At 65.6% G+C, this 7,749-nt stretch carries 8 protein-coding genes and 1 pseudogene; 3 read left to right on the top strand and 6 right to left on the bottom strand.

The genetic code is table 11. The features are described 5' to 3' along the window. The 3 genes and pseudogenes from HCU64_RS15925 to HCU64_RS15915 all read left to right on the top strand — a co-directional run. Window positions 1-436 (top strand): annotated as a pseudogene (locus HCU64_RS15925) (FAD-binding oxidoreductase); the annotation flags it as partial. Window positions 437-504: 68 nt separating this feature from the next. Beyond that, window positions 505-927, top strand: coding sequence for an EVE domain-containing protein (locus tag HCU64_RS15920; RefSeq protein WP_233385058.1), 423 nt, complete (start codon window positions 505-507; stop codon window positions 925-927). A gap of 89 nt (window positions 928-1,016) precedes the next feature. Next, complete coding sequence (locus HCU64_RS15915) at window positions 1,017-1,634, top strand: ParB-like protein (protein ID WP_233385056.1); 618 nt, start codon at window positions 1,017-1,019, stop codon at window positions 1,632-1,634. On the opposite strand, the gene HCU64_RS15910 is transcribed toward HCU64_RS15915, so the two are convergent. The 6 genes from HCU64_RS15910 to HCU64_RS15885 form a co-directional block, all read right to left on the bottom strand. Next, window positions 1,598-2,116, bottom strand: a complete 519-nt coding sequence (locus HCU64_RS15910) for a disulfide bond formation protein B (RefSeq protein ID WP_233385054.1) — start codon at window positions 2,114-2,116, stop codon at window positions 1,598-1,600. The genes HCU64_RS15915 and HCU64_RS15910 overlap by 37 nt on opposite strands. After that, the gene (locus HCU64_RS15905) at window positions 2,116-2,697 is read right to left on the bottom strand and encodes a YqaA family protein (RefSeq protein WP_233385053.1); all 582 of its coding nucleotides are present in this window, start codon (window positions 2,695-2,697) and stop codon (window positions 2,116-2,118) included. Before HCU64_RS15905 ends, HCU64_RS15910 begins: the two co-directional genes overlap by 1 nt. Before the next feature lie 98 nt (window positions 2,698-2,795). Beyond that, a complete protein-coding gene (locus HCU64_RS15900; protein ID WP_233385051.1) occupies window positions 2,796-3,527 on the bottom strand; it encodes an MIP/aquaporin family protein in 732 nt (243 codons plus the stop codon). Between the two features lie 54 nt (window positions 3,528-3,581). Beyond that, window positions 3,582-5,087 (bottom strand): glycerol kinase GlpK, encoded by a 1,506-nt coding sequence (gene glpK / locus HCU64_RS15895; RefSeq protein WP_233385049.1) that lies wholly within the window; start codon window positions 5,085-5,087, stop codon window positions 3,582-3,584. 81 nt (window positions 5,088-5,168) lie between these two features. After that, the gene (gene glpD / locus HCU64_RS15890; RefSeq protein WP_233385046.1) at window positions 5,169-6,677 is read right to left on the bottom strand and encodes a glycerol-3-phosphate dehydrogenase; all 1,509 of its coding nucleotides are present in this window, start codon (window positions 6,675-6,677) and stop codon (window positions 5,169-5,171) included. Between the two features lie 94 nt (window positions 6,678-6,771). Then, the gene (locus HCU64_RS15885; protein ID WP_233385045.1) at window positions 6,772-7,581 is read right to left on the bottom strand and encodes a DeoR/GlpR family DNA-binding transcription regulator; all 810 of its coding nucleotides are present in this window, start codon (window positions 7,579-7,581) and stop codon (window positions 6,772-6,774) included. Window positions 7,582-7,749: the final 168 nt, after the last annotated feature.

Below are 7,749 nucleotides of genomic sequence, written 5' to 3'. Positions count from 1 at the left end.
GGAGGCGAAGACGCTGGCGGGTCAGGCCTTCCTGTTCGAAGAACTTCTCGCCGCCGACCTGAAGGCGGGACGCATCACCCTGAACCTCGCCGACCAGGCGGGCCGAGTGGCGCATCTGCACGGCCACTGCCACCAAAAATCCTTCGGGGCGATGGGCGCTGTGGAGACGGTGCTGCGCGCCGTGCCTGGGCTCGACGTGCGGGTGATCGAGTCGAGCTGCTGCGGCATGGCCGGGGCCTTCGGCTACCGGGCGGAGACCATCGACGTGTCCTTCGCCATGGCCGAGCTGTCGCTGTTTCCGGCGCTCCGCAAGGCCGGCCCGGACGACCTCGTCGTCGCCGACGGAACCAGCTGCCGACACCAGATCCATGACGGCGTCCAACGCGACGCCGAGCACGTCGCACGCGTCCTCGACAGGGCGCTGCTACCGGGTTGATCTCGACGCTTTCGGCACGAAGGTCGAGCGTGTAGACGATCGGCCTTCTTCCGCGGAGCCTGCCCCTGATGGCCCATTGGCTGTTCAAATCCGAACCCTCGACTTGGTCCTGGCAGCAGCAGGTCGAAGCCGGGGAGGGGGGCACGTTCTGGAACGGGGTTCGCAACCACTCGGCCAAGCTGAACCTGCAGGCCATGAAGGTCGGCGAGCGCGGCTTCTTCTACCACTCGAACGAGGGCAAGGCGGTCGTCGGCATCGTCGAGGTGATCAAGCCGTACTATCCGGACCACACGGACGAGTCTGGCCGCTTCGGCATGGTCGATATCAAGGCCGTGAAGCCGCTGGCTCAACCCGTCACCCTCGACGCGATCAAGGTCGAGCCGCGGCTCAAGGACATGGTGCTCGTCAACAACTCTCGTCTTTCGGTTCAACCCGTGACTGAAGCCGAGTGGAAGGCGGTCTGCGAGATGGGCGGCCTGCCGAAAGGCTGACGTCTCTCCAACGTGACGCTTTGACGCTTGCATTCCGCGTGAATCAGGCGCTCGCCTTGGCGGTGGGGGACCCTCTCAGAGACGCCACCATGACAACTCGTGAACCCCTCCTCAAACCAGTCCCGATCGCCGAGCTGCGGCCGACCCAGATCACGGTCGGCTTCAAGGAGGTCGAGGAGAAGCGCAAGCGCTGGCGGGAGCATGATCCCGACAAGAAGGCGGCCTTCCTCGGCTCGCACATGATCCCGGTGCTCCTCGGGCCGAAGAAGCGCCACTACGTCATCGACCATCACCACCTCGCACGCGCGCTCCAGGACGAGGGCGAGGAAAACATACTGGTGAATGTGGTCGCCGACCTTCACGCCCTCGACAAGGACGCCTTCTGGACGGTCATCGATCTGAAGTCCTGGTCTCACCCCTACAACGCCGAGGGGGTTCGCGTCGGCTATTCCGAGGTTCCCAAGAAGATCGCCGATCTCGTCGACGATCCGTTCCGCAGCTTGGCCGGCGAGCTGCGCCGGGCTGGCGGATTCGCGAAGGACACGACGCCGTTCAGCGAGTTCCTGTGGGCCGACTTCCTGCGCAGGCGGATGAAGCGCAAGGCGGTCGAGAACGACTTCTCGTCCGCGCTTGAGGAGGCACTCGGCCTCGCGAAGTCGATGGATGCCGGCTACCTGCCGGGCTGGTGCGGTCCCGTCGAGGGCTGACGCGACAGCGCGGCGAGGCCTGCGAACGCAGCCAGGGACGCGGCGATCACCGCGTTCCAGCCGGCCAGCGAGAGTCCGAGGAAGATCCAGGCCGCCTTGGTGCAGTCGACGGGCTGCTTGACCGCGAGGTCCTTCAGGAAGTCGTTGATGTCGGCCGCGGCTGCCGAGCCGCCACCGCAATCGGCTGGTCCCGGCCAGAAGCCCCACTCGGCGCCGGCATGATAGACGCCGACGCCGGCTCCGTAGAGCAGGATGAGAGCAATGAGTCCGAGGGTGAGCCGCGAGGCTCGTCTTGGCAGGAGCGCAGCCGCGGCAGCCAACGGCAGCGTGAGATAGTAGGGCACGCGCTCCGTGAGACAGAGCTTGCAGGGCACGTAGCCGAGAACATGCTCGAAGAAGAGCGCGCCGCCGACGGTCAGGACGGCGCCGAGGAGGAGCAAGAGCGCAGCCGTCCGCGGCCGCAGCAAGACGCCGAGGGGCATCAGAACACCACCTTGAAGGCGAAGAAGCCGAGGATGATCACTGCCACGGAGATGGCCACGACGACGTTGAGGTGCCGGTCGAGCACCGAGCGGATCGAGATGCCGTAGCGGCCGAGCAGTCCCGCCAGCAGGAAGAAGCGCGCCCCACGGGTGAGGATCGAGAGCACCACGAACCAGAACAGGTCGTAATGGGCAAAGCCCGAGGTGATGGTCACGAGTTTGTAGGGGATCGGCGTGAGCCCCTTCAGCAGGATCACCCAATGCCCGTACTTGGCGTAGGATTCCTGGAAGGTGTGGGCCTTGTCCGAGAGCCCGTAGAGGTTGAAGAGCCACTGGCCGACGGAATCGAAGAGCAGCGCGCCGATGGCATAGCCGACGAGACCGCCGAGGACCGATGCCACCGTTGCGATGGTGGCGTAGAACCAGACCCTGTCCGGCCGCGTCACCGCCATCGGCACGAGCATGGCGTCGGGGGGCACCGGGAAGAACGAACTTTCGGCGAAGGCCACCGCGCCGAGCGCATAGGGCGCCGACGGCTTGCCGGCGAGCGCGAGTATCCACTCGTAGAGGCGGCGGATCATGGGGCGTGAAGTCCGATCGGGAAATCCGCCGCTCTTTGAGCACGGCTTGGCCGGAGAGGCGAGGGGCCAGCGGCGTCCATGCCTCCGTCGTGGTTTCCTCAGATCCCGATGATGCCGACGAAAAGCGCGGCCAGCGACGCGCCGATCGCCGGCCCGACCACCGGAATCCAGGCGTAGCTCCAATCCGAGCCGCCTTTGCCGGCGATCGGGAGGACGGCGTGGGCGATACGCGGCCCTAAGTCGCGGGCCGGGTTGATGGCGTAGCCGGTCGGGCCGCCGAGCGAGAGACCGATACCCCAGACCAGCACGCCGATGATGTAGGGAGCGATGCCGGTCGGGAAGGCGCCCGGCGCGATCACGGCCTTGGAGACGACCGCGTAGATCACGAGCACCAGGACGAAGGTGGCGATGACTTCGGAGAGAAGGTTCGCGCCGGTGTGGCGGATCGCGGGCCCCGTGCAGAAGCAGGCGAGCTTGAGGTCCTTGTCCTCGGTTGCCTCCCAGTGCGGCAGGTAATGCAGCCAGACGATCGCCGCGCCGAGGAAGGCTCCGATCATCTGGGCGGGAATGTAGACGCCGAGCTTGCTCAAGTCGCCGGTGGCGACGGCGGCCGCGATGGTGACCGAGGGGTTGATATGCGCGTCCGCGCTTCCGGCCGCGGTGGCGACGAAGATCCCCGCGACGGTACCGAAGCACCAACTCGCGGTGATGCCGACCCATCCCATGGCCTCACCCTTGGACTTCGCCAGCAGCGCTCCCGCCACGACGCCATCGCCGAAGATGATCAGGGTCATCGTGCCCAACAATTCGCCCAGGAACGGCGACGTCATGACGGTTTCCTCCGATTGTTTTTGGATCGCAGAGACAGGCCGGACGTCCCCGGCTCAATCCTCGTCGGTCTTCCAATCGAAGGAGCGTTTCACCGCGCGGCTCCAGGCGGCGTAGATCTTCTTGCGCTGGCCGGAATCCATCTGCGGCTCCCAGCGGTGATCGACGCTCCAGTTGTGCTTGAGGTCGTCGAGATCCTTCCAGTAGCCGGTGGCGAGGCCTGCGGCGTAGGCGGCGCCGAGCGCCGTGGTCTCGGTGACCTTCGGGCGCACCACCGGCACGTCGAGGATGTCGGATTGGAACTGCATCAGGGTGTCGTTGGCGACCATGCCGCCATCCGAGCGCAGCTCTTTCACGCCGATCCCGGAATCCTTTTCCATCGCCTCCAGCACCTCCTTGGTCTGGAAGGCCGTCGCCTCGAGCACCGAGCGGGCGATGTGCCCCTTGTTGGCGTAGCGGGTCAGGCCGATGATCAGGCCGCGCGCAGCGTCGTTCCAGTGCGGGGCATAGAGGCCGGAAAAGGCCGGCACGAAGTAGACGCCGCCGTTGTCCTCGACCGTCGCGGCGAGCTTCTCGACCTCGGCGCTCTCCTTGATCATCCCGAGGTTGTCGCGCAGCCACTGGACCAGAGAGCCCGTAACCGCGATCGAGCCTTCCAGGGCGTAGACCGGCTTCTGGTCTCCGAGCCGATAGGCCAGCGTCGTCACAAGACCAGCGCTCGACGGGACCGGCTTGCCGTCAGTGTTCATCAACGCGAAGCAACCAGTGCCGTAGGTGTTCTTCGCCTCACCCGGCGCAAAGCAGGTCTGGCCGAACAGGGCCGCTTGCTGGTCGCCCAGGATCCCTGCGATCGGCACCCCCTCGAACGGAGCCTTCGTCTCGCCGTAGACCTCGCTCGACGACACGATCTTGGGAAGCATCGCTCGCGGAATGCCAAAGGCCGTCAACATGCCCTCGTCCCAGTCGAGGGTCTCAAGTGACATCAACTGCGTGCGGCTGGCATTGGTCACGTCGGTGAGGTGGAGGCCGCCCTCGGTGCCGCCAGTGAGATTCCAGACAAGCCAAGTGTCTATGTTGCCGAAGAGCACGTCGCCGGCCTCGGCCTTTCCCTTGGCGCCCTTCACGTGGTCGAGGAGCCAGCGCAGCTTCAGCCCGGAGAAATAGCTGGCCAGCGGCAAGCCGGTGATCTCGCGAAAGCGATTGGGCCCACCGTCCTTCGCGAATTCGGCGACGAGACGGTCGTTGCGGGTATCCTGCCAGACCAGCGCGTTATGCAGCGGCTCGCCGGTCGTCTTGTCCCAGATCAGCGTGGTCTCGCGCTGATTGGTGATACCGATCGCAACGAGATCCTTGGGCTTGAGGTCGGCCTTCTCGAGCGCCTTCTTCATGACCTTGCGGGTCTTCTTCCAGATCTCCCGCGGGTCGTGCTCGACATGGCCCGGTTTCGGGAAAATCTGCTCGTGCTCCTCCTGGGCCACCGAGACGACGGTGCCCTTGCGGTCGAACACGATGAAGCGGCTGCTCGTGGTGCCCTGGTCGATGGCACCGACATATCGGCTCATGGCTCATCCCTCCCTGGGATTCATGGTGTCGTCTTCTTCTGGCCTCGCCGGTCTTTCGCCGGTCGGGGCCGTCTCATCGGGTCACGCGGCCTGAGAGGCCTTGCCGTCGAGGTAGGCCTGCAGGCGCGCCTCACTCTCCGCACTCGTCTGCAGGCCGAGCTTGGAGCGGCGCCACAGGATGTCGTGAGCGGTGATCGCCCATTCCTGATCACGCAGATAATCAACTTCCCGCGCGGTCAGGCCGCCATCGAAACTCTCGCCGAGATCCGACAGCGACCGAGCGGCTTTGAGGATGTCGCGCGCTCGCGTTCCATAAGCACGCGCCAGCCGCCGTGCGGTCTCCGGCGGCAGGAACGGCGACCCGGCTTTCAGTGCGGCCAGGAAAGCGTCGAAATCCGCATCGGGCATGTCACCGCCCGGCAGCGGCGCATCACCAGTCCAGGCCGGCTTGAGCTCTGGAAAGTACTCTTCGAGCTTCTCGAGGGCGTGCTCGGAGAGACGGCGATACGTCGTGATCTTGCCGCCGAACACCGAAAGCACCGGCAGGCTGTTGTTCTGGTCCGACACGTCAAGCACGTAGTCGCGCGTCACGGCGGACGCATTGGCGGCAGCATCGTCGTAGAGCGGACGCACACCCGAATAGCTCCAGACGACATCGTCCGGCCCGATGCATTTCGCGAAGGAGCGGTTGATGCAGTCGCAAAGGTAGGCGGTCTCTTCCGGCGAGATCGTCACCGCGCCGGGCTCGCGCTCGTAGGGCACATCGGTCGTACCGATCAGCGTGAAGTCGCGCTCGTACGGGATCGCAAAGACGATGCGCTGGTCGGGCTGCTGCAGAATGTAGGCCTGCTCGCCCTCGAACAGCCGTTTCACGACGATGTGGCTGCCCTTGATGAGCCGAACTGCCGCCCGGCTGTTGATGCCGAGCGTCTCGCCGAGCGTCTCGCTGACCCAGGGACCGGCCGCGTTGACCACTGCCTTGGCGCGAACGGTCTCGGCTGCTCCCGTCCGCTCGTCGTGCAACTCGGCGACCCAGGCATCGTGATCGCGGCGGGCGGACACGACGCCGGTTCGTGTTCGGATCTCGGCGCCGCGCGCCCGCGCATCCATCGCGTTGAGCACCACGAGCCTGCTGTCCTCGACCCAGCAATCCGAATAGACGAAACCCTTGGCCAGGCGCTGCTGAAGTGGAGCGCCAAGCGGCGATGTTCGCAAGCGAACCGACTTTGAGCCGGGAAGCGTTCGCAACCGCGCGAGGTGGTCGTAGAGGAACAATCCGATCCGCAGCATCCAGGCTGGGCGCAGTCCCTCGTCGTGCGGCAACACGAAGCGTAACGGCCAGATGATGTGAGGGGCAACGCGAAGCAGCCGCTCGCGCTCGGCCAAAGCTTCACGGACCAGGCGGAACTCGTAGTACTCGAGGTAGCGCAGGCCGCCATGGATGAGCTTGGTGCTCGAGGAGGAGGTGAACTCGGCAAGGTCGCCGCGCTCGCAGAGCAAAACCTTCAGGCCGCGTCCCGCCGCGTCGCGCGCGATGCCGGCACCATTGATGCCGCCGCCGATGACGAGCAGATCGTAAGCAGGCTGCAAGGCGATCCCTCCGAACGCGGACGCGAATCCGATCAGGGATCATATTGTGCGCGCCAAAATGTTCGCAAGCGAAAACTTTTTCGTTCGATAACGATCAGCCGAAGCGGGAGGCGATCGCAAGCTCGATCCCCTGCCGGTCCATCAGCGCAGCGATCTCGGCCGGAGGAGCCCGATCGGTGAAGAGCGTATGGACCCGCTCCAGGCTGCCGACCCGTACCATCGGCCGGCGGGAGAACTTGCTGTGGTCCGCGACCAGGAAGGTGGTCTTGGCATGCGCCAGAATGGCTTGGGTGGCGCGCACCTCTTCGTAGTCGAAATCGAGCAGCGTGCCGTCGCCATCGATGCCGCTGCAGCCGATCACTGCATAGTCCACCCGGAATTGGCTCAGCGTGTCGAGGGAGAGCTGGCCGAGCACGGCCCCGTCACGGCGGATGGTGCCGCCCGCCACGACGATGCGGAACTCCGTGGTCTCGGCGAGCGAGAGAGCCACGTGCAGGTTATTGGTAATGATCGAGAGATCGTCGTGGCGCATCAGCTCGCGGGCCACCGCCTCGGTCGTGGTGCCAATGCCGATGAAGACAGAGCAATGCGACGGGATGCGCTCGGCTGCGAGACGGCCGATGAGCGTCTTCTCGTCGGAGAGTTTCACCCTGCGGTCGGCGTAGTCGATATTCTCGACGCTGGAGGGCAGGCCGCCGCCCCCTCGGTAGCGTTCCAGGCGGCCCTCGGCGGACAGTTCGTTGAGGTCGCGCCGGATCGTCTGCACGGTCACGCCATGGCTCGCCGCCAGCGCCTCGATCGTCACGAAGCCGCGCTGGCGGACCGCCGTGACGATGGCCGCGCGCCGCGCCTCGACGGCAGAGGTCTCCTGCCGGGCATCTGATCGTTCGGAGACACGGGCCACGCTGTTCGGATCTCCTGCGCCCTCGAGACGGCCGATGCGCCGACTTATCGCCTGGATCGGACGTGCACCACCACACCCAGATTGCGATGGAGCGGGCCGGGCTTCCCGGTTCGACGTGCGGGCCTGCACATCCTTGGCCTTCGAATCCGCCCACACCGGAACCAGAAG

This window comes from Methylobacterium sp. C25, from assembly GCF_021352225.1.
Taxonomy (GTDB): Bacteria; Pseudomonadota; Alphaproteobacteria; order Rhizobiales; family Beijerinckiaceae; genus Methylobacterium.
Note: the sequence above shows the minus strand (reverse complement) of the source record. Positions and strands in the feature narration are given on the sequence as shown.